This window comes from Pseudomonas hefeiensis (assembly GCF_030687835.1).
GTDB classification, from domain to species: domain Bacteria; phylum Pseudomonadota; class Gammaproteobacteria; order Pseudomonadales; family Pseudomonadaceae; genus Aquipseudomonas; species Aquipseudomonas hefeiensis.
This window is the reverse complement of the sequence record NZ_CP117449.1, coordinates 5,452,214-5,473,444: the sequence shown is the minus strand read 5'-3', so window position 1 is coordinate 5,473,444 and position 21,231 is coordinate 5,452,214. Positions and strand designations below refer to the sequence as shown.

20 protein-coding genes and 1 pseudogene are annotated in these 21,231 nt (G+C 60.2%); 18 read left to right on the top strand and 3 right to left on the bottom strand.

What is annotated here, in order from left to right; translation table 11 throughout:
* Positions 1-185 precede the first annotated feature (185 nt).
* Positions 186-1,154, bottom strand: a complete 969-nt coding sequence (locus tag PSH57_RS24680) for a polyprenyl synthetase family protein (RefSeq protein WP_076386394.1) — start codon at positions 1,152-1,154, stop codon at positions 186-188.
* A gap of 239 nt (positions 1,155-1,393) precedes the next feature.
* Between PSH57_RS24680 and rplU the strand changes: the two genes are divergently transcribed.
* The 5 genes from rplU (at position 1,394) to PSH57_RS24655 (ending at position 5,360) form a co-directional block, all read left to right on the top strand.
* Positions 1,394-1,708, top strand: a complete 315-nt coding sequence (gene rplU, locus PSH57_RS24675; RefSeq protein WP_003176051.1) for a 50S ribosomal protein L21 — start codon at positions 1,394-1,396, stop codon at positions 1,706-1,708.
* Between the two features lie 35 nt (positions 1,709-1,743).
* The gene (gene rpmA / locus PSH57_RS24670) at positions 1,744-2,001 is read left to right on the top strand and encodes a 50S ribosomal protein L27 (RefSeq protein WP_003176049.1); all 258 of its coding nucleotides are present in this window, start codon (positions 1,744-1,746) and stop codon (positions 1,999-2,001) included.
* 190 nt (positions 2,002-2,191) lie between these two features.
* Positions 2,192-3,415 carry an Obg family GTPase CgtA gene (cgtA, locus tag PSH57_RS24665; RefSeq protein WP_256233174.1) on the top strand — a complete coding sequence of 408 codons (1,224 nt, stop codon included), beginning with the start codon at positions 2,192-2,194 and terminating at the stop codon, positions 3,413-3,415.
* Between the two features lie 352 nt (positions 3,416-3,767).
* A complete protein-coding gene (proB, locus tag PSH57_RS24660; RefSeq protein ID WP_256233175.1) occupies positions 3,768-4,886 on the top strand; it encodes a glutamate 5-kinase in 1,119 nt (372 codons plus the stop codon).
* A gap of 9 nt (positions 4,887-4,895) precedes the next feature.
* The gene (locus tag PSH57_RS24655; RefSeq protein ID WP_076386392.1) at positions 4,896-5,360 is read left to right on the top strand and encodes a CreA family protein; all 465 of its coding nucleotides are present in this window, start codon (positions 4,896-4,898) and stop codon (positions 5,358-5,360) included.
* A gap of 185 nt (positions 5,361-5,545) precedes the next feature.
* On the opposite strand, the gene rpsT is transcribed toward PSH57_RS24655, so the two are convergent.
* Entirely contained in the window at positions 5,546-5,824 is a 279-nt protein-coding gene (gene rpsT / locus PSH57_RS24650) for a 30S ribosomal protein S20 (RefSeq protein ID WP_003185593.1), read from the bottom strand.
* Positions 5,825-6,078: 254 nt separating this feature from the next.
* On the opposite strand from rpsT, the gene murJ reads away from it, so the two are divergent.
* The 6 genes and pseudogenes from murJ (at position 6,079) to ispH (ending at position 13,606) form a co-directional block, all read left to right on the top strand.
* Positions 6,079-7,617: a murein biosynthesis integral membrane protein MurJ gene (gene murJ, locus PSH57_RS24645; RefSeq protein ID WP_305385958.1), complete on the top strand. Its 1,539-nt coding sequence runs from the start codon at positions 6,079-6,081 to the stop codon at positions 7,615-7,617.
* Between the two features lie 129 nt (positions 7,618-7,746).
* Entirely contained in the window at positions 7,747-8,685 is a 939-nt protein-coding gene (ribF, locus tag PSH57_RS24640) for a bifunctional riboflavin kinase/FAD synthetase (protein WP_305385957.1), read from the top strand.
* 13 nt (positions 8,686-8,698) lie between these two features.
* Positions 8,699-11,535 (top strand): annotated as a pseudogene (ileS, locus tag PSH57_RS24635) (isoleucine--tRNA ligase).
* Entirely contained in the window at positions 11,528-12,049 is a 522-nt protein-coding gene (lspA, locus tag PSH57_RS24630; RefSeq protein ID WP_305385955.1) for a signal peptidase II, read from the top strand. The pseudogene ileS and the gene lspA overlap by 8 nt, the downstream one beginning before the upstream one ends.
* The gene (locus PSH57_RS24625) at positions 12,042-12,479 is read left to right on the top strand and encodes an FKBP-type peptidyl-prolyl cis-trans isomerase (protein WP_305444774.1); all 438 of its coding nucleotides are present in this window, start codon (positions 12,042-12,044) and stop codon (positions 12,477-12,479) included. Before lspA ends, PSH57_RS24625 begins: the two co-directional genes overlap by 8 nt.
* A 179-nt stretch (positions 12,480-12,658) precedes the next feature.
* Positions 12,659-13,606, top strand: coding sequence for a 4-hydroxy-3-methylbut-2-enyl diphosphate reductase (gene ispH / locus PSH57_RS24620; protein ID WP_047230171.1), 948 nt, complete (start codon positions 12,659-12,661; stop codon positions 13,604-13,606).
* Here the strand turns inward: ispH and PSH57_RS24615 are convergent.
* A complete protein-coding gene (locus PSH57_RS24615; protein ID WP_305385953.1) occupies positions 13,583-14,098 on the bottom strand; it encodes a GspH/FimT family pseudopilin in 516 nt (171 codons plus the stop codon). The two genes, ispH and PSH57_RS24615, sit on opposite strands and share 24 nt — an antisense overlap.
* Positions 14,099-14,273: 175 nt before the next feature.
* On the opposite strand from PSH57_RS24615, the gene PSH57_RS24610 reads away from it, so the two are divergent.
* The 7 genes from PSH57_RS24610 to thiO are packed head-to-tail and all read left to right on the top strand — an operon-like array spanning position 14,274 to position 21,063.
* Complete coding sequence (locus PSH57_RS24610) at positions 14,274-14,747, top strand: GspH/FimT family pseudopilin (protein WP_305385952.1); 474 nt, start codon at positions 14,274-14,276, stop codon at positions 14,745-14,747.
* Positions 14,744-15,205: a type IV pilus modification protein PilV gene (gene pilV / locus PSH57_RS24605; RefSeq protein WP_305385951.1), complete on the top strand. Its 462-nt coding sequence runs from the start codon at positions 14,744-14,746 to the stop codon at positions 15,203-15,205. Before PSH57_RS24610 ends, pilV begins: the two co-directional genes overlap by 4 nt.
* Positions 15,202-15,915, top strand: coding sequence for a PilW family protein (locus tag PSH57_RS24600; RefSeq protein WP_305385950.1), 714 nt, complete (start codon positions 15,202-15,204; stop codon positions 15,913-15,915). The genes pilV and PSH57_RS24600 overlap by 4 nt, the downstream gene beginning before the upstream one ends.
* 12 nt (positions 15,916-15,927) lie before the next feature.
* Complete coding sequence (locus PSH57_RS24595) at positions 15,928-16,407, top strand: pilus assembly PilX family protein (protein WP_305385949.1); 480 nt, start codon at positions 15,928-15,930, stop codon at positions 16,405-16,407.
* Positions 16,394-19,495, top strand: coding sequence for a pilus assembly protein (locus tag PSH57_RS24590; protein ID WP_305416173.1), 3,102 nt, complete (start codon positions 16,394-16,396; stop codon positions 19,493-19,495). The genes PSH57_RS24595 and PSH57_RS24590 overlap by 14 nt, the downstream gene beginning before the upstream one ends.
* 10 nt (positions 19,496-19,505) lie before the next feature.
* Complete coding sequence (locus PSH57_RS24585; protein WP_305385948.1) at positions 19,506-19,907, top strand: type IV pilin protein; 402 nt, start codon at positions 19,506-19,508, stop codon at positions 19,905-19,907.
* 55 nt (positions 19,908-19,962) lie between these two features.
* Positions 19,963-21,063 carry a glycine oxidase ThiO gene (gene thiO, locus PSH57_RS24580; protein WP_305385947.1) on the top strand — a complete coding sequence of 367 codons (1,101 nt, stop codon included), beginning with the start codon at positions 19,963-19,965 and terminating at the stop codon, positions 21,061-21,063.
* The last annotated feature ends 168 nt before the right edge of the window (positions 21,064-21,231 follow it).

The following is a 21,231-nucleotide window of genomic DNA, read 5'->3' as shown; positions in this document are numbered from 1 at the left end:
GAGGGCAAAAGGGCGCACATTATATAGGGTTTTGTTACGAAAGAGGGACGGTGCTGCGTTTGGATATCCTGTGGCGAGAGGATTTGTGGGAGCAAGTCTTGCCCGCGATACAGGCGACTCGGTTTCTGAAGGACCGCATCGTCGTCATCGCGGGCAAGCCTTGCTCCCACAAAAAGCCTGGGTATTCAGTGAGTACGGGCCACCGCAAACTCGCTCAACTCCACCAGCGCATCGCGGTATTCGCTGGCCGGGAGGGCGTCGAGGCATTTGATCGCGCGGGCAACGTAGTCACGGGCCAGTTTCGCGGTGTAGTCCAGCGAGCCGGACGCTTCAACCGCTTCCCGGATGCTCTCCAGGTCTTCGATCCCGCCTTTCTGGATCGCCTGGCGTACCAGTGCCGCCTGCTCCGGGGTGCCTTCGCGCATGGTGTAGATTAGCGGCAGGGTCGGTTTGCCTTCGGCCAGGTCGTCCCCGACGTTCTTGCCCAGCGTCTCGGCGTCGCCCTTGTAGTCCAGCAGGTCGTCCACCAACTGGAAGGCCACACCCAGGTGATCGCCAAAGGTGCGCAACGCTTCGCTCTGCTCGGCGCTGGCGCCGGCCAGCGCAGCGGCGCTGTGGGTCGAGGCTTCGAAGAGCATCGCGGTCTTGCCGCGAATGACTTCCATGTAGGTCTCTTCCGTAGTGCTGGCATCGCGCACCTTGGACAACTGCAGCACTTCGCCTTCGGCGATGATACGCGTGGCCTGGGACAGGATCTTCATCACCGGCATCGAGCCCAGCTCGACCATCATTTCGAACGAGCGCGAATACAGGAAGTCGCCCACCAGCACGCTTGGGGCATTGCCCCACATGGCGTTGGCGGTCGAGCGGCCGCGGCGCATGCCGGACATGTCGACCACGTCGTCATGCAGCAGGGTCGCGGTGTGCAGGAACTCGATGGTGGCGGCCAGCAGGCGCATGTCGTCGCCTTCGCGGCCCAGGGCCTTGCCACACAAAAGCACCAATAAAGGACGCAGGCGCTTGCCACCGGCTGAAGTGATGTAGTCGCCGATTTTCGATACCAGCGGCACTCGGGAAGTCAGCTGCTTCTTGATGATGCCGTCGACGGCGCTAAAATCGTCCGCCACCGCGCGGTAGAAAGCTTGGGGTTGCATCAGCGAAAGGTGCTCCAGAAGGGTTGCGCGGCATGCTAGGACCCCCACCCAGACCTGTCAAGGCGCGATGGACGGCTACTTGCAAGGCTGTTGCACCTTGCGTACAATCGCGCACCCTGAACTTCCTGGGCAGCACCTGCCTTACGCAATTGCATCCGGGCCTTCCAGCCCATGCAGCCATGCCAGCCAATACCTCTTCTTATAAAGCGCTGGGTGAGCAGGATTATCGGAGAAATACCATGTCGTACGCAGTAATTGTTACTGGTGGCAAGCAATACAAGGTCGCCCCAGGTGAATACCTGAAGATCGAAAAACTGGAAATCGCTACCGGCGAATCCGTGACTTTTGATCGCGTTCTGTTGGTCGCCAATGGCGATGACGTGAATATCGGCGCTCCAGTCGTTGCTGGCGCTACCGTTGTGGCTGAAGTGATCTCCCAAGGTCGTCACGATAAAGTCCGCATCATCAAGTTCCGTCGCCGTAAGCACCACATGAAGCGCATGGGCCACCGCCAGTGGTACACCGAGATCAAAATCACCGGTATTCAGGCTTAATTTCAGCCTAATTCCTCACTAGGAGAATTGAACTCATGGCACACAAAAAAGCTGGTGGTAGTACCCGTAACGGTCGCGACTCAGAAGCCAAACGCCTTGGCGTCAAGATGTATGGCGGCCAGAAAATCATTCCGGGCAACATCATCGTGCGTCAGCGCGGCACCCAATTCCACGCCGGTTACGGTGTTGGCATGGGTAAGGATCACACCCTCTTCGCGAAAATCGAAGGCGTGATCAAGTTCGAAGTAAAGGGCGCGTTCAACCGCCGTTACGTGAGCGTTGTCGCAGCTTAATTGCGAGATCGCTGGAAAAGCCCTGTCTTGCGACGGGGCTTTTTCGTTTGTGGGGTGAGTCTCTTGCAAAACTGTTTGTATGGGCTGTCGGCGCTGCAGTTGGGGCGTGTCATCAGGTCGCTGCGCTCATTTTTGCAAGAGTCTTATGTCTTGTTTTTTTGGCTCGTCCGTATGGCGAGAGGCGTGTGTCATGAAGTTTGTTGATGAAGTATCGATTCGAGTAAAGGCTGGCGACGGCGGCAATGGTTGCATGAGTTTCCGTCGGGAAAAATTCATTGAGAACGGTGGTCCGAACGGTGGTGATGGAGGCGACGGCGGCTCGATCTACATGCTCGCCGACGAGAACCTCAACACCCTGGTGGACTACCGTTACACCCGGCACTTCGATGCCGAGCGTGGCTCCAACGGTGGCAGCACCGACTGCACCGGCAAAAAGGGCGAAGACCTGATCCTGCGCGTGCCGGTCGGCACCACGGTGATCGACTCCGCCACTCAGGAAGTCATCGGCGACCTGACCAAGGCTGGCCAGCGTCTGATGGTGGCCCATGGCGGCTGGCACGGCCTGGGCAACACCCGTTTCAAATCCAGTACCAACCGTGCGCCGCGCCAGACCACGCCAGGCAAGCCAGGCGAGCAGCGTGACCTCAAGCTGGAAATGAAAGTGCTGGCCGACGTGGGCCTGTTGGGTCTGCCGAATGCCGGTAAGAGCACCTTCATTCGCTCGGTGTCGGCAGCCAAGCCGAAAGTGGCCGATTACCCGTTTACCACTCTGGTGCCGAACCTGGGTGTGGTCAGTGTCGACCGCTGGAAGAGTTTCGTGGTGGCGGACATTCCGGGGCTGATCGAAGGCGCTTCCGATGGTGCGGGCCTGGGGATTCGTTTCCTCAAGCACTTGTCCCGTACCCGGCTGTTGCTGCACCTCGTGGACATGGCGCCGCTGGATGAAACCAGTGCCGCTGATGCAGCCGAAGTCATTGTCAGTGAGCTGACCAAGTTCAGTCCGGCCCTGGCTGAGCGTGACCGCTGGCTGGTGCTGAACAAGTGCGATCAGATCCTTGAGGAAGAGCACGAGGAACGGGTCAAGGAAATCGTCGATCGCCTGGAGTGGGAAGGTCCGGTCTACGTGATCTCGGCCATTGCCAAAGAAGGCACCGAGCGTCTGTGCCACGACATCATGCGTTATATGGAAGACCGTGCCGATCGCCTGGCCAATGACCCTGCCTACAAGGAAGAGTTGGCCGAGCTCGATCAGCGTATCGAGGACGAGGCGCGTGCTCAGTTGCAAGCGCTGGATGATCAGCGTGCCCTGCGTCGCAGCGGCGTGAAGTCGGTCCATGACATCGGTGACGACGATTGGGACGAAGAAGACGTGGATGACGAAGACGGTCCGGAGATCATCTACGTTCGCGACTGATTTTCTGCGGATGCTGGCCGCTTGAGGTCAAAACCTGTGGGAGCGAATCTGTGGGAGCAAAGCTTGCTCGCGATAGCATTTTTACAGCCAGCAAAGGTGTTGGATGTAACCGTGTCATCGCGAGCAAGCTTTGCTCCCACAGGTGTGCTCCCATAGGCGTGCTCACACAAGGATTCTCGGGTGACTGGCCTGGGGGCAGGTTTAACTGGTCCAGTGCGGTGTTATCATCGCAGCCAGCCAGTTTCCAAGGCGCCGCTCATTCGAGCGGCGTTTTGGTATCTGTAAAACGCAAATACGAATAATCCCATGGGCGGTGCTGGGTCGCGCCGTTCGCTGGCAAAGGTTGAAGAAGATGCGGAGCAAGGTGACGGGTGCGCAGCGCTGGGTCGTGAAGATCGGTAGTGCACTGCTGACGGCGGATGGCAAGGGCCTGGATCGCAAGGCGATGGCGGTGTGGGTCGAGCAGATGGTGGCCTTGCATGAGGCTGGCGTCGAGCTGGTATTGGTCTCTTCGGGGGCTGTGGCAGCTGGCATGAGCCGTTTGGGCTGGACGTCGCGACCCAGCGCGATGCACGAGTTGCAGGCCGCTGCCGCCATCGGTCAGATGGGTCTGGTGCAGGCCTGGGAGTCGAGCTTTGCCGAGCATGGTCGCCATACGGCGCAGATTCTGCTGACCCATGACGACCTGTCCGACCGCAAGCGCTACCTCAACGCCCGCAGCACCTTGCGGGCGCTGGTGGAGCTGAAAGTCATCCCGGTGATCAACGAAAACGACACGGTGGTCACCGACGAGATTCGTTTTGGCGACAACGACACCCTGGCCGCGTTAGTGGCGAACCTGGTGGAGGCGGATCTGCTGGTGATCCTCACGGATCGCGACGGCATGTTCGACGCCGACCCGCGCAGTAACCCCGGCGCCAAGCTGATTTACGAGGCCCGTGCCGATGATCCAGCGCTGGACGCGGTCGCAGGCAGTACCGGTGGCGCGCTGGGACGTGGCGGCATGCAGACCAAGCTGCGTGCCGCTCGTCTGGCCGCACGCTCCGGGGCTCACACCATCATTGTCGGTGGTCGGCTGGAGCGGGTGCTGGACCGCCTGAAAGCGGGCGAGCGCATCGGCACGTTGCTGTCTCCTGAGCGCGGCATGCTGGCGGCGCGCAAGCAATGGCTGGCCGGGCATCTGCAAACCCGTGGCACGCTGGTGCTGGATGCGGGGGCGGTGTCGGCGCTGTCCCAAGGCAATAAAAGTCTGCTGCCGGTGGGCGTGAAGCTGGTTCAGGGCAGTTTTCGTCGTGGCGAAATGGTGGTGTGCGTGGCGCCGGATGGTCGCGAGATCGCCCGAGGCCTGGCCAACTACAGCGCGCTCGAAGCGCAAAAAATCATTGGTCAATCGTCCGATGCGATTGTTGGTTTGTTGGGTTACATGGCAGAGCCAGAGCTGGTTCACCGTGACAACCTGATTCTCGTCTAAGGAAAAAACATGGGTTTGGCAAAAGGATTGATCGGCTTGCTGGTGGCATTGCCGCTGCTGGCCTCGGCCGAGGAGATTGGCCAGGTGTCGACGGTGTTCAAGTTTGTCGGGCCGAATGACCGGATCGTCGTCGAAGCCTTCGATGATCCGAAGGTGGACGGGGTGACCTGTTATCTGTCGCGGGCCAAGACCGGTGGTGTGAAGGGTGGCCTGGGCCTGGCCGAGGATCGCGCCGAAGCGTCCATTGCTTGCCGTCAGGTCGGTCCCATCAGCTTCAAGGGCGAGCTCAAGGATGGCGAGGAGGTATTCAGGGAGCGCACGTCGCTGGTATTCAAGACCATGCAGGTGGTGCGCTTCCTCGACAAGAAGCGCAATACGCTGGTGTACCTGGTCTACAGCGATCGCGTGATTGAAGGTAGCCCGCAGAATGCGGTGACGGCGATTCCGATCCTGCCGTGGGCTCGTACCCAATAACCTGATGCAAATCCCATTGTGGGAGCGAGCTTGCTCGCGATAGCTATGTAACAGTCGATACGGATATTGAATGTTAGTCAGCTATCGCGAGCAGGCTCGCTCCCACATTTTTTTTGCGGTGTGCCTGGTAAATCGCAGGCAATAAAAAACCGACCCTGAGGTCGGTTTTTTAACGAGCGTGTCGCTTAGGCAGCAGCGGCAACGTTCAGGGCCTTTACGTGGCCATTCAGGCGGCTCTTATGGCGAGCAGCCTTGTTCTTGTGGATGATGCCTTTATCGGCCATACGGTCGATAACTGGCACAGCCAGAACGTAAGCAGCTTGTGCTTTTTCAGCGTCTTTTGCGTCGATGGCCTTAACTACGTTTTTGATGTAGGTACGGACCATGGAACGCAGGCTGGCGTTGTGGCTGCGACGCTTCTCAGCCTGTTTTGCACGTTTTTTGGCGGAAGGTGTGTTGGCCACCGTCGAGCTCCTCGAAAGACTTTTTAGGAAATAGCAAACAAAATAGGCCGCGAATCATGCCGATGAGTTGATGTCTTGTCAAGGGCGGGTGACGCGTTCCGCTGAATGGCAGGTACAACGCACCGGATGATTTCTTTCCGGCGTGCGACCTGTAAACTCGCGGGCTTTGGCTCTGCACTGTTTAGCGGCGCGGAGTATCGCATAAGTGGGCGCGTTGTTCGCCTGCTGTTTATCGACAGGCAAAAACTCTTTTCATGAATCTGCTCAAATCGTTGGCTGCCGTCAGCTCTATCACGATGCTTTCACGCGTCCTGGGGTTCGTTCGTGACACGCTGATCGCTCGGATATTCGGTGCCGGAATGGCCACCGACGCCTTCTTCATTGCCTTCAAGTTGCCCAACCTGTTGCGACGGATCTTCGCCGAAGGGGCGTTTTCCCAAGCCTTCGTGCCGATTCTGGCGGAATACAAGAGTCAGAAAGGCGACGAAGCGACCCGCACGTTCATTGCCTACGTGACGGGTTTGTTGACCCTGGTGCTGGCGCTGGTCACGGTCGCCGGCATGCTCGCCGCGCCTTGGGTGATCTGGGCCACGGCACCGGGTTTTACCGATACCCCGGAAAAATTCCAGCTCACCTCGGACCTGTTGCGGGTGACCTTTCCTTATATATTGCTGATTTCCCTGTCGTCCCTGGCCGGGGCGATCCTCAATACCTGGAACCGTTTCTCGGTGCCGGCCTTCGTGCCGACCCTGCTCAACGTCAGCATGATCGTATTTGCGGTGTTCCTGACGCCGTACTTCGACCCGCCGGTGATGGCCCTCGGTTGGGCGGTGCTGGTGGGGGGGCTGGCGCAGTTGCTGTATCAACTGCCTCACCTGAAGAAAATCGGCATGCTGGTGCTGCCGCGCCTGAATCTGCGCGACAGCGGCGTGTGGCGGGTGATGAAGCAGATGCTGCCGGCGATCCTCGGGGTTTCGGTGAGTCAGATTTCCCTGATCATCAACACCATATTCGCCTCGTTCCTGGTGGCCGGCTCGGTGTCGTGGATGTACTACGCCGACCGCCTGATGGAGTTGCCGTCCGGCGTGTTGGGCGTGGCCCTGGGCACGATTCTGTTGCCGACCCTGGCCAAGACTTACGCCAGCCAGGACCGTCAGGAATACTCGCGCATCCTCGACTGGGGTCTGCGCCTGTGCTTCGTGCTGGTGTTGCCCTGTGCCCTGGCGCTGGGCATCCTGGCTGAGCCGTTGACCGTCTCGTTGTTCCAGTACGGCCAGTTCAACGCTTTTGACGCGCTGATGACCCAGCGGGCCCTGATTGCTTACTCGGTGGGTTTGCTCGGGATCATTGTGATCAAGGTCCTGGCGCCAGGTTTCTACGCCCAGCAGAACATTCGCACACCGGTGAAAATCGCCATTTTCACCCTGGTGATGACCCAACTGTTCAACCTGTTGCTGATTGGTCCGCTGGCCCACGCCGGCCTGGCCCTGGCGATCAGTGCCGGCGCGTGCCTCAACGCCGGGCTGCTGTTTTATCAGTTGCGCAAGCAGAAGATGTATCAGCCACAGCCGGGCTGGGCCAAGTTCGGCCTCAAGCTGTTGGTCGCCGTGGCGGTGATGTCAGCGGTGCTGCTGGGGGCGATGCATTTCATGCCAGCCTGGGGCGAAGGACAGATGCTCGAGCGTTTCCTGCGCCTGGGTGTACTGGTCGCGGCGGGTGTGGTGGCGTATTTCGGCATGCTGCTGCTGATGGGCTTCCGCCTGCGCGACTTCAACCGCAAGGGCTTGAGCTGAGGGTTTGCCCTCGATAATCCCGGGCCGGGCAGTGGTTTTGTCGGCTCGATCACTTTGGGTTACGGTGTTGCCTGTCGTCGGCCGCCGGGTGTGGTTATAATCGGCCACTTTATGAGCAAGAAGCGCGTTATGCAGCTGGTTCGAGGCCTCCACAACCTGCGCCCCCAGCATCGGGGCTGTGTCGCCACTATTGGCAACTTTGACGGTGTTCACCGTGGCCACCAGGCTATCCTGGCGCGGTTGCGCGAGCGTGCCCAGGAATTGGGCGTGCCCAGTTGCGTGGTGATCTTCGAGCCGCAACCCCGGGAATTTTTCGCCCCGGACACCGCGCCGGCCCGTCTGGCCCGGCTACGGGACAAGCTGCATCTGCTGGCCGCCGAAGGCGTCGACCGGGTCTTGTGCCTGGCCTTCAATCAGCGCCTGAGCAAGCTCAGTGCCGCCGAATTCGTCGAGACTATCCTGGTGGGCGGTCTGGATATAAAACACCTGGAAGTCGGTGATGATTTCCGTTTCGGCTGCGACCGGGCAGGGGATTTCGATTACCTGCAACAGGCCGGCAAGGCCCGGGGTTTCACCGTCGAAGCGGCGCAGACCGTCGAGATGGATGGCCTGCGCGTCAGCAGTACTCAGGTCCGCAATGCCCTGGCGGCTGCCGACTTCGAATTGGCCGAGCGTTTGCTCGGCCGGCCGTACCGGATTGCCGGACGGATCCTGCACGGGCAGAAACTGGCGCGCCAACTGGGCACGCCGACGGCCAACGTGCAACTCAAGCGTCGTCGTGTACCGCTGACCGGGGTGTTCCTGGTGAGTGTCGAGATCGACGGCAAGACTTGGCCCGGTGTCGCCAATATCGGCGTCCGGCCCACGGTCCAGGGGGATGGCAAGGCCCACCTCGAAGTACATGTTCTGGATTTTGCCGGCGATCTGTATGACCGGCGTTTGACGGTGGTTTTCCACCAAAAGCTGCGTGAAGAGCAGCGTTTTGCCTCTCTGGAGGCGCTCAAGACGGCGATCCATGCAGATATCGCCGCCGCCCGTGCCCTTGTCGCAACCAGCGCCAATCGCTAATGAAGAGCCTTAAATGACCGACTATAAAGCCACGCTAAACCTTCCGGACACCGCCTTCCCAATGAAGGCCGGCCTGCCTCAGCGCGAACCACAGATTCTGCAGCGTTGGGACAGCATTGGCCTGTACGGAAAGTTGCGCGAAATTGGCAAGGATCGTCCGAAGTTCGTCCTGCACGACGGCCCTCCGTACGCCAACGGCACGATCCACATCGGTCACGCGCTGAACAAGATTCTCAAGGACATGATCATCCGTTCCAAGACCCTGTCGGGTTTCGACGCGCCGTATATCCCGGGTTGGGATTGCCATGGCCTGCCGATCGAGCACAAGGTTGAAGTGACCCACGGCAAGAACCTGGGCGCGGACAAAACCCGCGAATTGTGCCGTGCCTACGCCACCGAGCAGATCGAAGGGCAGAAGTCCGAATTCATCCGCCTCGGCGTGCTGGGCGACTTCGCCAACCCTTACAAAACCATGGACTTCAAAAACGAAGCCGGCGAAATCCGTGCCTTGGCGAAAATCGTCGAGGGCGGCTTCGTGTTCAAGGGCCTCAAGCCCGTGAATTGGTGCTTCGATTGCGGTTCGGCCCTGGCCGAAGCCGAAGTCGAGTACGAAAACAAAAAGTCGTCGACCATCGACGTCGCGTTCCCGATCGCCGATGAAGACAAGCTCGCCGCCGCTTTCGGCCTTGGCAAGCTGAGCAAGCCGACGTCGATCGTGATCTGGACCACCACCCCGTGGACGATCCCGGCCAACCAGGCGTTGAACGTCCACCCGGAATTCAACTACGCCCTGGTCGATGTTGGCGACAAGCTGCTGGTATTGGCCGAAGAACTGGTCGAGTCCTGCCTGGCTCGCTACAACCTCGAAGGCTCGGTGCTGGCCACCGCGCCAGGCTCGACGCTGGAACTGATCAATTTCCGCCATCCGTTCTATGACCGTCTGTCGCCGATCTATCTGGCTGACTACGTTGAGCTGAGCGCCGGAACAGGTATTGTTCACTGTTCGCCTGCCTATGGCGTAGACGACTTTGTGATCTGCAAGAAATACGGTCTGGTCAACGACGACATCCTCAACCCGGTACAGAGCAATGGCGTGTACGCACCGTCGCTGGAGTTCTTCGGCGGGCAGTTCATCTTCAAGGCCAACCCGGCCATCGTCGACAAGCTGGCCGAAGTCGGCGCGTTGCTGCACACCACCGTCATCGAACACAGCTACATGCACTGCTGGCGCCACAAGACCCCGCTGATCTATCGCGCCACCGCGCAGTGGTTCATCGGCATGGACAAGCAGCCAGCCACTGGCGAGCCCCTGCGCCAGCGCTCCCTCAAAGCCATCGAGGACACCAAGTTCGTGCCGGCCTGGGGCCAGGCGCGCCTGCACTCGATGATCGCCAACCGTCCCGACTGGTGCATCTCCCGCCAGCGTAACTGGGGTGTGCCAATCCCGTTCTTCCTGAACAAGGAAAGCGGCGAGCTGCACCCGCGCACCGTCGAACTGATGGAAATGGTGGCCAAGCGCGTCGAAGTCGAAGGCATCGAAGCCTGGTTCAAGATGGACGCCGCCGAGCTGCTGGGCGACGAAGCGCCGCTGTACGTACGACAAGATCAGCGATACCCTGGACGTCTGGTTTGACTCCGGCACCACCCACTGGCATGTGCTGCGCGGTTCGCACCCGATGGGCCATGAAACCGGCCCGCGTGCCGACCTGTACCTGGAAGGTTCGGACCAGCACCGCGGCTGGTTCCACTCGTCGCTGCTGACCGGCTGCGCCATCGACAACCACGCACCGTACCGCGAGCTGCTGACCCACGGGCTTCACCGTCGATGAGTCCGGGCGCAAGATGTCCAAGTCCCTGGGCAACGTGATCGCGCCGCAGAAGGTCAATGACACCCTGGGCGCCGACATCATGCGCTTGTGGGTCGCCTCCACCGACTATTCCGGCGAGATGGCCGTTTCCGAGCAGATCCTGCAGCGCAGCGCGGACGCCTACCGGCGGATCCGTAACACCGCGCGCTTCCTGCTCTCGAACCTGACCGGTTTCAACCCGGCCACCGACCTGCTGCCGGCCGAAGAAATGCTCGCGCTGGACCGCTGGGCCGTGGACCGTACCCTGCTGCTGCAACGCGAATTGCAGGAGCATTACGGTGAGTACCGTTTCTGGAACGTCTACTCCAAGATCCACAACTTCTGCGTACAGGAGCTCGGCGGTTTCTACCTCGACATCATCAAGGACCGCCAGTACACCACTGGTGCCGACAGCAAAGCGCGCCGTTCCTGCCAGACTGCGCTGTTCCACATCAGCGAAGCGCTGGTGCGCTGGATCGCGCCGATCCTGGCGTTCACCGCCGATGAACTGTGGCAATACCTGCCGGGCGAGCGCAACGAGTCGGTGATGCTCAATACCTGGTACGAAGGCCTGACCGAGCTGCCGCAAGGTTTCGAGCTGGACCGTGCCTATTGGGACCGGATCATGGCGGTCAAGGCAGCGGTCAACAAGGAAATGGAAATCCAGCGCGCGGCCAAGGCCGTGGGTGGCAACCTGCAGGCCGAAGTGACGCTCTACGCCGAAGAAGCCCTGGGAGTCGACCTGGCCAAGCTGAGCAACGAGCTGCGTTTCGTGCTGATCACTTCCACCGCCAGTGTCGCGCCGTTGGTGCAGGCGCCGGCCGATGCAGTAAGCACTGAGGTCAGCGGCCTGAAGCTGAAAATCGTCAAGTCGAATCACACCAAGTGCGCCCGCTGCTGGCACTGCCGCGAAGACGTCGGTGTAAACCCGGAACATCCGGAAATCTGCGGTCGTTGCGTCGACAACATCAGTGGCACCGGTGAGGTGCGTCACTATGCCTAGTGCGTCTAACGTGGCGAGCCGTTTCGGACGGCTGAGCTGGCTGTGGTTGAGTGTGCTGGTCCTAGTCATCGACCAGGCCAGCAAGTACTACTTCGAGAACTCGCTGACCATGTACCAGCAGATCGTGGTCATTCCTGACTACTTCAGCTGGACGCTGGCCTACAACACGGGCGCGGCGTTCAGCTTCCTGGCCGACAGTTCGGGTTGGCAGCGCTGGCTGTTCGCCCTGATCGCCATCGTGGTCAGCGGCGTGCTGGTGGTCTGGCTCAAGCGCCTGGGCCGCGATGAGACCTGGCTGGCCGTGGCGCTGGCATTGGTGCTCGGGGGCGCGTTGGGTAATCTTTATGACCGGATTGCCTTGGGCCACGTGATCGATTTCATCCTGGTGCATTGGCAGAACCGCTGGCATTTTCCGGCGTTCAACTTTGCCGACAGCGCCATCACCGTGGGCGCAGTGATGCTCGCGCTGGACATGTTCAAGAGTAAGAAACCCGGAGAAGCCGTCCATGACTGAGCAGCGCATCGCTCAAAACACTGAAGTGACGCTTCACTTCGCCCTGCACCTGGAAAACGGTGATACCGTCGACAGCACCTTTGACAAGACTCCGGCGGTGTTCAAGGTTGGTGACGGCAACTTGTTGCCAGGCTTCGAAGCGGCGATCTTCGGCTTCAAAGCCGGCGACAAGCGCACCGTGGTGGTTCCACCGAAAAACGCCTTTGGTCAGCCCAACCCGCAAAACGTGCAGACCATGCCACGCTCCCAGTTCCAGGACATGGAACTGTCCGAAGGCTTGCTGGTGATCTTCAACGATGCGGCCAATACTGAGCTGCCAGGCGTGGTAAAGGCTTTCGACGACGCCCAGGTGACCGTGGACTTCAACCATCCGCTGGCGGGTAAGACCTTGAGCTTCAAAGTGGAAATTATCGACGTCAAGGCAGTTTAACTGACCGGATGCGGTCCAGTGTGGGAGCGGGCTTGCTCGCGAAGAGGGCCTTACATTCAATACTGATGTTGGCTGACAGTCCGCCTTCGCGAGCAAGCCCGCTCCCACATGGGATTCCATTGTCTTTGAGTTTTTAGACAAGCATTACTATTTCTTGCGCGCAAGACACGAGGCACAGCATGCAAATCAAACTCGCCAACCCCCGTGGCTTCTGCGCCGGTGTGGACCGGGCGATCGAAATCGTCAACCGCGCCCTGGAAGTCTTCGGGCCGCCCATCTACGTGCGCCACGAAGTGGTCCACAACAAATTTGTCGTCGAAGACCTGCGTAGCCGCGGGGCGATCTTCGTCGAGGAACTGGACCAGGTGCCGGACGACGTCATCGTGATCTTCAGTGCCCACGGGGTTTCCCAGGCAGTGCGTACCGAAGCCGCTGGTCGGGGCCTGAAGGTGTTCGACGCGACCTGCCCGTTGGTGACCAAGGTCCATATCGAAGTGGCCCGTTACAGCCGTGACGGTCGTGAGTGCATCCTGATCGGCCACGAGGGCCATCCGGAAGTCGAAGGCACCATGGGCCAATACGATGCCAGTAACGGTGGTGCGATCTACCTGGTCGAGGATGAAGAAGACGTCGCCGCCCTGCAGGTGCGTAACCCGGAAAAGCTGGCCTTTGTCACCCAGACCACCCTGTCCATGGACGATACCAGTCGGGTGATCGACGCCCTGCGTGCGCGCTTCCCGGCCATCGGCGGGCCGCGCAAGGACGACATCTGCTACGCCACCCAGAATCGTCAGGATGCGGTCAAGCAACTGGCCGACGAGTGTGATGTCGTGCTGGTAGTCGGTAGCCCGAACAGCTCCAACTCCAATCGCCTGCGTGAGCTGGCCGAGCGCATGTCCACTCCGGCGTACCTGATTGACGGCGCCGAAGACATGCAGCGCAGTTGGTTCGATGGCGTCGAGCGTATCGGCATTACCGCCGGTGCTTCAGCGCCGGAAGTGTTGGTGCGCGGGGTGATCCAGCAGCTGCAGGCCTGGGGTGCAACCGGTGCCGATGAATTGTCCGGTCGCGAGGAGAACGTCACCTTCTCCATGCCCAAGGAACTACGCGTTCGCTCCTTGCTTTAAGTCCTTTTCGCACAAAGCCTGCTCGGTTTCCTCGCTGCGCAGGCTGACGCGGCCGCTGCGTGACAGTACCACCTGATGATGACTGACCGGCTTTTGGCGTGCACAAATATGTAACGTCCCCGCCTGAAACGCGCCGCTGGGCAGGAGCGGCTCCCCCTGGCTGCCGAACCTTACCGAATGTTTTACCGGCCCGTTGCCAATGATTCGAGCATGGCGGCTGTGCTGCGTCAGCAATGTCTGGTCGTCGCCGTCCAGCATGATCTGCCACCCCTGGCTCCAATCGTTGTCTATGCCTTGAATCGTCACCGTCCGATTGCGCGTGATTGCTTCGCTGCGAGCGCTGCGCAGACCGCTGGCCAACAGCCGCGCGGCGGCGTCGCGTTCAGTGGATTCCACCAGTGCTTTGTATCCGGAACCGGCCCACGGCAGAACAATCGCGGCAATCGCCAGTCCCATGAGCAGTTCGATCAGGCTGAAGCCCTGTTGGTGCATGACGCCTCCTCCCTGGAGAGCTTGTTGTGGCGAGAGCTTGCTCCCGCTGGCTGCGTAGTGGCCGCAAAAAAATAGGGCCGCTTCGCACCCCTGCGGGAGCAAGCTCCCTCGCCACAGGCAGTCGTTTGTTCTAGCGTGTAGAAGCAGGTATAGCCGACGGCAACGGAGGGCATCGATGGATCTTCGTACAAAAGGTTTCACGCTGATTGAGGTGCTGGTAGCCCTCGGCGTGCTGCTGCTCCTGATCACCCTGGCGGTACCGGCCCTCACCGGTTCGGTGCAGGGCACCAAGGCCGATACCGATATTGGTGACCTGCGTCGGGCACTGAACTTCGCCCGGATGACGGCGATCGACCGTGGTGTCACGACAAGAATTCGCCCCACGTCCCAGGGCAGCGTATGGAGCAGCGAACTGACGGTGTATGACAGTACTGGCGCTGAGCCCAATGTATTGCGGGTTGTTCCAGCAATGAGCAGCGGCGCGACTCTGACGCTAACCTCAGACGTGACCAACATTGATTTCAACAACCTCGGTGGGCTGTCGGCACCGGCCACGCCGGTGACTTTCAATTATGTAAGGGGGGCGCAGAGCAGGACGCTGAGTGTTTGCCTCAATGGACGAATCGTATTGGGTGGAAGTTGCGGATGAAGGGTTGCAGTAAACAGGCACAGGATGGCATGACACTGATCGAGGTGCTGGTGGCGGTGCTGATTCTTGGCGTGGGCTTGCTGGGAGCGGCGATGGTTCAGCTCAATGCGCTTAAATATACCGACAGCTCGCGCATGACCAGCCAGGCCAGCTTCATCGCCTACGACATGCTGGACCGCATTCGCGCCAACTCCGGCGCCGATTACACGGTCACGCCGCCCAGTTCACCCAATCTCAACGTGGCCCGGGACCAGGATCTCTACGATTTCAAGACCAACATCATCAGCTTCGGCGGCGCCACGGCCACCGGCACTGTTGCGCTGCACCAGCGGGTCTACACCATTACCATCTCTTGGGACGATGCCCGGGCCGCCAACACGACCAACGCTGCCGAGGCGCGACGCAGCTTCGTGCTGACCAGTCGCGCCGCCGTCGACCCGCCAGGGGCGACGCCATGAGCAGGCATTGCCGGGGATTTGGCCTGATTGAATTGATGATCGCGCTGGTGCTCAGCCTAATCGTCGTGCTGGGTGTGGTGCAGATTTTCATCGCCGCGAAAAACACCTACGTCAGTCAGAGCGCGGCGGCGGTGATGCAGGAGGATGCGCGGTTTGTCCTGAGCAAGATGGTCCAGGAACTTCGCATGGTGGGCATGTTCGGTTGCCTGGAGACTGTTCTCGACGCGTCCTCGGCGGGAGATTTCAATGCCAGCAAGGTCACGCCGATTAGCTGGGACAATGCCAATCTGAAGCTGACCCTGGTGACGACGGATGTCGGCAACAGCGGCGGCGTGCCGACCTGGACGGTGGTCTCGGACTGTCGCACCTCAGCAACCGCCTATACCGGGGCACGGCTGCCGGCGGCCGGGCAAATGGCGTTTCCGATACGGCGGCTGGTCTACAGTTTTAGCAATAATCAGTTGTTGATGGGCTCCGGGGCTGGCAACCCGACCCAGGCGGTACTGGTGGATAATGTCCGGACATTCGATGTGACATTTGGTGTGGCCAGCAGCGCGACAGACATCGCAGCAACGAGCTACAACCGCAACCCCACCGATCCGGCCCTGATCCGCAGCGTACGCCTGACCCTCACGCTCTTTGACCCGAAGAACAACGTGCGCGAGCAGACCTTCAACGTGGTTGCCGCTTTGCGCAACCGACTTTTGTGAGGGGGACAATTGATGAGTCCGACTCTCGCCAGACACCGTCAGCATGGGATGGCACTGCTGGTCAGCCTGGTTTTCCTGCTGCTCCTGACGCTGATCGGCCTGTCGTCGATGCAGAGCGCTACCCTCCAGGAAAAAATGACCAGTAGCGTCATGCTGCGCAACCAGTCTTTCCAGCTAGCCGAGGCAGCGCTGCGAGTCGGTGAAAGCGCGGTGCAGGTCGAGGCTTACTCCCTGCCTGTGTGCACCACCGCGACCCAGTGTGCGCCACCGGCTGAATCGGCAACGCTCACGGCGGCCGGGCGCAATTCATCCTCGGGGGTGACCTGGATCGCCGTCCCTGGCGGGTTTTACGGCGTGCAGAATCTGGGCGCCACGCTGACGGCGGTCAACGTGCCGATCAATACGTCGGCGACGCTGTACCGGATCACGGCGGTGGCTGTGGTGGGAAACAACCAGCGCAGCGTGGTGGAGAGCATCTATGCGAAATATTAAGGTGCGCCGGGATTGGCGGCAGGTGTTTTGGGGCGTACTGCTCAGCCTGTATCTGGCTGCGCCAGCCTATGCTTTCACGCCTTCGGATTCGCCGCTGCTGAGTGCCGCCGCAGTCACGCCTAATGTGATGCTGCTGATCGATGATTCGGGAAGTATGAACAACATCATTTGGGCATCGGGGTTTGATCCGACGGTGTCGCGCTCGAATGTTTATACATGCAACTCCAACAACAGTTGCTTTGGAGGGCAGTTACTGGATCCCGATGATGGAAACGTTTTGCTGTCGAGTCTGTACCGGGGTGGCTGCTCGAGTAACTGGTACGGTTTCTATCGAGGCTTTCTTGATCGGGTCTGCCTGCGATTACCAGATCCCGTGGGCAATGGTGACACCCGTTACACCACTAAATACCTGGCGTATCTTTTGACTCTGGCCAACGGCTCGAACCGGGACTACACCAACGGCTCAATTCCCAGGGACTATCGAATCAACGTGGCACGGGACGTCTCCAACGACCTGGTCGCCAACAACCGCGCCCTGCGCATCGGTCTGGCCACCTTCAACCCACCCAACTACAGCAACTCCGGCCCGGGGGGGTACATTGCCCGTGTCGTCAGCGATCTGTCACCCGTCAGCGGCAGCGTGACCCAGACCCAGGCCAACACCAACTACAGTGCCCTGATCAACGCCATCAACGGCTTGGGCGCGGTCGCCAATACGCCATTGGCCGAGAGCTATTACGAGGTCACTCGTTATTTCAGGGGCATGACGCCGTACCACAACAGTACCCCCAGCACCTACACCAGCCCGATCCAGTACCGGTGCCAGAAGAATTTCGGCGTGGTGATCACCGACGGCTTGCCCACCTATGACCGCACTTTCCCCATCAATGATCCGCTAGGCGGATCCCGTCTGCCGAACTGGGATGGCATCAGTACCAATGATGGTGCTGATCGCAACGGTGACGCCGAGGGCGATACGCTTTACCTGGACGACATCGCCAAGTTCGCTTTCGACATCGACATGCGTTCCACCGGCACCGACGTCACCGGCCAGAGCTGGAATGCCACGGATTTCCCCCGGCAGTACCTCAATACCTACACCGTGGGTTTTGCGGTCAGCAATACGATGCTGTCCGACGCCGCTCGCTACGGCGCGGGTAAATATTATCCGGCGTCCGACAGCGAAGGCCTGAACTCGGCCCTGTCATCGGCCTTGAGTGACATCACCTCCAAGGCCGGATCGGGGGGCGGCGGCACCACCAACGGTGCAACGTTGTCCACCACCTCCAGTTATTACCAGACCACCTATGACCCCAAGGACTGGCGGGGCACCATCCGGGCATTCGGTTTTACTTCGGCGGGAACGGTCGATACGGCGGCCGTGCAATGGACCACCAACACCAGCATCGTGCCGGGTGCCACGGCACCGACCTATCAGTCATGGAACACCGCGACCAACACCCCCGTAACCCTGGCCTACGGCAACTTTTCACCGGCCCAGCAAACCAGCCTCAGCCAGGGCCTGCCCACGGGGATCACCGGCAACGATCTGGTGGAATGGAGCAAAGGCGTCAATAAAACCGGTCTGAAGGTGCGCAGCGTGTTGCTGGGGGACATTATCAACTCGCCACTGCTCCTGGCCTCACCGAACGACCAGACCGCCTCGGACCTGCTGAACGACACCAGCTACAGCACTTACCTGGCGACCAAGGCGGCGAACATGAACGCCAATCTTGTGGTGAATGCCAACGACGGTTTCTTCAGCGTCATCAACAGCGCAAACGGCACGCGGCGTTACGCCTATATGCCGTCAAGCGTCCTGTCCTCGCTGCGGGACATCGCTGACACCCGTTACATCAATGGCGTGAGCCACAAGTTCCTGGTGGATGGGCAGATCGGCGTATTCGATGCGCAATTGGGCAGTGCCTGGAAGACAGTTGCCCTGGGCGGGACCGGAGCCGGGGGCAAAGCGTTCTATGCGGTGCAATTGTTCGATGCAGCGGCAGGCAATGCGCTTCGGGCGTTGTGGGAAATCAGCGCACCGACCGTCGCCAATACGGCCAACGCCTTCAATGACCTGGGCTACGCCTATGCGCGTCCCGAAGTCGCGCGTCTGGCCGATGGTCGCTGGGCCGCGTTCATCGCCAATGGTTATGGCAGCAACACCGGCGTGGCGGCGCTGTACGTGGTGGATATCCGTGATGGTTCGCTGATCAGGAAAATCATCGTCAACAGCAGTGAGACCGGTAATGGTCTGTCGTCGGTCAAGCTTCGGGTCAATTCCCAGAATGTGGTGCAGGCCGCGTACGGTGGCGACTTGAAAGGGCGAATGTGGAAGTTCGACCTCAGTGGTACTTCCCCCACCACCTGGGGCGTTGCATTTGCCGGGCAGCCATTATTCACCGCGCCCGGTGGTGCAACTCAGCCAATCACCGTCCAGCCGCTGCTGGCGGACAATCCCCAGGGCGGGACCCAGGTTTTTTTCGGCACGGGCAAATTCAACGAGGCGGTGGACAAGCTCAATAAGGATTTGCAGGGGTTCTATTCGATCTGGGACGCCACTGGCGGTACCGGACAAATCACGGTTTCGAGTCTGCAAGCCCAGTCGATCACGGGGGTGTTCTCAGGCAGCACCGGGCAATTCGTGACGACCAGCCAGACCGACGTGACGTATCCTGCGAAAAATGGCTGGTATCTGCCCTTGGTGTACAACAACGCATTGACCGGGGAACGCGTGATCAACCCGGCCAGTCTGGTGCTCGGGCGCGTAGTTTTCACCACGGCCGCGGTGGACACCACCGACCCCTGCGCCAGCTTCGGTACCGGCAAACTGATCGAGGTGGATGCTTTCAACGGTAAGATGCTCAATTACGCGGTGCTCGACACCAACGGTGACGGCATGCTCAACAGCCTCGACAGGGTCTCCAGCGGGGTGATTTTCACGGGGGGGATCCCGACCTTGAGTGCTGTCGTCAGTGCCAACGGGGCCACCAACATGATCGTTAACGACTCCGGTGGCGGTATCACTGACCTGCTGGGAAAATCCGTCGGCGGCAGCCGCCGTATCATGTGGCGGCAAATACAATGAGAGATAAGGTATGCGCAGATCCAACCGGGGTTTCACCTTGATCGAAATCATGATCGTGATCGCGATCATCGGTATCGTGATCACCGTCGGCTATCCGAGCCTGACCGAATACATGAAAAAGGGCCGACGGGCCGAAATCGCCGGGCTGCTATCGGAGCAGGCGCAGATCCTTGAGCGCCATTACTCCAAGAACAATGTCTACACCAACGCGACCGGGCTGAGCAGCGGTAATGATTTCTACACCATTACCCAGACGCTCATGGACCAGAGTTTCACCCTGACTGCCGTGCGCAACAGTGGCTCGTCCATGGCAACCGACAAGTGCGGTGATTTCACCATCAACAACACAGGCGCGCGAAGCATCATCAACGCTGCTGCCGGGTTGACCGCCAAGGATTGCTGGGGTCGCTGAGTTTATTTTTTCGGGCGCTGTCCTGCGCCCTTTGTCTTGTGAGTTGAAATAGAACATGACCAGGCAACAGCAAGTGGTGATTGTCGGCGGCGGAGTCATCGGCCTGCTGACGGCGTTCAATCTCGCGTCCGAAGGGCAGCGTGTGGTGCTGCTGGACCGTTCCAGTGTCGGCCAGGAATCGTCCTGGGCCGGCGGCGGTATTGTTTCGCCGCTGTACCCCTGGCGCTATAGCCCGGCGGTCACCGCGCTGGCCCACTGGTCGCAGGATTTTTATCCACAGCTGGCTCAGCGTCTGTTTGCGGCCACCGGGGTTGATCCGCAGGTGCATGTCACCGGTCTGTATTGGCTGGACCTGGACGATCAGGCCGAAGCACTGGCCTGGGCCGAGCGGGAAGGGCGCCCGTTGCGGGCTGTGGAAATCTCGGCTGTCCGTGATGCGGTGCCGGTGCTGGGCGCGGGTTACTCCCGGGCGATCTACATGGCTGATGTAGCTAATGTGCGCAATCCCCGGTTGGTGAAATCCCTCAAGGCTGCGTTGCTGGCGCTACCCAATGTCACGCTTCATGAGCAATGCGAGGTCGGCGGGTTCATCCGCGACGGCGGGCGTGTCGTGGGGGTTAACAGCTCCGAGGGGCCGATCCTTGGCGATCAGGTGGTTCTGGCGGCAGGCGCCTGGAGCGGTGAACTGCTCAAGACTCTGGGGCTGAAATTGCCGGTCGAGCCGGTCAAGGGCCAGATGATTTTGTACAAGTGTGCGTCGGATTTTCTATCGAGCATGGTCCTGGCCAAGGGCCGTTATGCGATTCCGCGTCGCGACGGGCATATTCTGGTGGGCAGTACGCTGGAGCGCGAAGGCTTCGACAAGACCCCGACCAATGTTGCGCTCGAGAGCCTGAAGGCGTCGGCGCAGCAGCTGATTCCTGCGTTGGCGGACGCCGAGGTGGTGGGGCATTGGACCGGGTTGCGGCCTGGATCGCCGGAGGGCATTCCCTATATTGGTGAAGTGCCGGGGTTTTCGGGGCTGTGGTTGAACTGTGGGCATTATCGTAATGGACTGGTGCTGGCGCCGGCCTCGTGTCGGTTGTTTGTTGATGTGATGTTGGGGCGTGAGCCGGTGATTGATCCTGCGCCGTATGCGCCGGCGGGGCGGTTGTAGGGTTCGGCTCTGGCTTGGGGTTGAGCTGGGTGACGAGGCGGCCTGATAGCCGGCCTGTCTCTCATGGTTGTACCCGGATCCAACTGTGGGAGCGAGCCTGCTCGCGATGGCGGCCTGACAGCCGGCCAGGGTTTTGTTGGCTGGGTACATATCCGTTTCTGCGGTAAT